Source organism: Streptomyces sp. WM4235 (assembly GCF_001279725.1).
Lineage (GTDB): Bacteria > Actinomycetota > Actinomycetes > Streptomycetales > Streptomycetaceae > Streptomyces.
In genome coordinates this window covers 1-554 of the sequence record NZ_LGDE01000264.1, presented here as the reverse complement: position 1 = coordinate 554, position 554 = coordinate 1, and the positions used below count along the sequence as shown (strand labels likewise).

Sequence of the window (554 nt, the reverse complement as noted above, 5' to 3'; positions counted from 1 at the left end):
GCCCCCAGCCGTACGCGACCGTGCCCGCCGCCAACGCCACCACCGGCAGCAGCACCATGGCGGCGAGGCTGAACCCGAGGGCCACCACCAGCTTGCTCCACAGCAACCGGGCCCGGGGCACCGGCGACGCCAGCAGGTAGCGGAGCGAGGACCAGCTCGCCTCCGAGGCGACGGTGTCCCCGCAGACCAGCGCGACCGGCACCACCAGGAGGAAGCCGGCCGACACGAACAGGCAGGTGGCCGCGAAGTTCGCGCCCGAGGCCGTCGCCGTGTCGATCAGGGTGATCCGGCCGTTGCCGCCGCCGCGTTCGTCGGGCGTGCCGCCCACCGCGAAAGCGATGATCATGATGAAGGGGAGTGCCGCGAGGATCCCGCCCATCACCAGGGTCCGCCGCCGTCGCCACTGGCGCAGCGCCTCCACGCGCAAGGGCAGCGTACGGCCGGCGCGGTAGCCGTCGGCCACCTCTGTCACGGCGGGCTCTGTCACGGCGCTCACGCCGAACCTCCGATCAGGGTGAGGAACGCGTCCTCCAGCCGGCGGTGCGGTCCCACCG

1 protein-coding gene is annotated in these 554 nt (G+C 73.5%); it reads right to left on the bottom strand.

Annotation, left to right across the window (positions count from 1 at the left end; genetic code table 11):
- Positions 1-496: ABC transporter permease (locus ADK55_RS18980; RefSeq protein WP_159041464.1), on the bottom strand; the 496-nt coding region annotated here is incomplete at its 3' end.
- Positions 497-554 lie beyond the last annotated feature (58 nt).